We start from the raw sequence: 878 nt of genomic DNA, 5'->3' as shown, positions 1-878 counted from the left end.
GCCTATGAGCGCTATTTCAACGGCATGGATGAGCGCACGCTGCACTTGTCGCAGTCGATGGCGAAGTCCGTTACCGGTTCGGTGTTCGGCATACTGGTCGGGCGCGGCCTGATCGATCCGGCCAGACTGGTAACAGATTACCTGCCGGAACTCGGCGTTACCGGCTGGACCGGCGCCAGCGTCCAGCATGTGCTGGACATGACCAGCGGCGTCCGTTTCTCAGAGGAATATACCGACCGCTATTCCGACATCGGCCAGGTCGATGTCGCCACCGGCTGGAAGCCGGTGCCGCTGGACAGCGATCCGGCCTTTCGTTGGCCCTCGCACATGTTCGAGCTGATCCTCGGCTTGAAGGACACGATCCGCCCGCACGGGGCTCAATTCGAATACCGCTCGATCGAGACCGACGTGCTTGCCTTCATCATGGAGCGGGTGACAGGCAAACGGCTGCCGCAGGTGGTTTCGGAAGAACTCTGGCAAAAGCTCGGCGCTGATGAAAGCGCCTGCTTCACGGTCGATAGCGCCGGCTATGCGGTGGCCGACGGTGGCTTCAACGCGACGCTGCGCGACTATGGCCGCTTCGGCCAGCTGATCCTCGACAATGGTGGCGGCGTCGTGCCGGCCGGCTGGGTCGAGGCGACGCGCAACGGCAGGCATGGGCCGGACTTCAGCCCCAGCCTGCCGGAGGGCAGCTATCGCAACCAGTTCTGGATCGAGGATCCGCGCTCGCGCGCACTGATGTGCCGCGGCGTGTTCGGTCAGATGATCCATATCGACTGGAACACCGGAATGGTCGTGGTGAAGCTTTCGACCTGGCCGGATTTCGCCAATGGTGCCTATTCCATAGCGACGCTGAAGGCCGTGCACGCTATCGCCAC

General features: G+C 63.0%; 1 protein-coding gene. It reads left to right on the top strand.

Features of this window, described 5'->3' with window-relative positions; all coding sequences use genetic code 11:
• Positions 1-878: serine hydrolase (locus EN893_RS35890; RefSeq protein ID WP_164901485.1), on the top strand; the 878-nt coding region annotated here is incomplete at both ends.

This window comes from Mesorhizobium sp. M7A.F.Ca.CA.004.04.2.1, from assembly GCF_004022825.1.
Classification (GTDB): Bacteria; Pseudomonadota; Alphaproteobacteria; order Rhizobiales; family Rhizobiaceae; genus Mesorhizobium.
The sequence above is the reverse complement of the archived record's forward strand: the minus strand, read 5'-3'. Positions and strand labels throughout refer to the sequence as shown.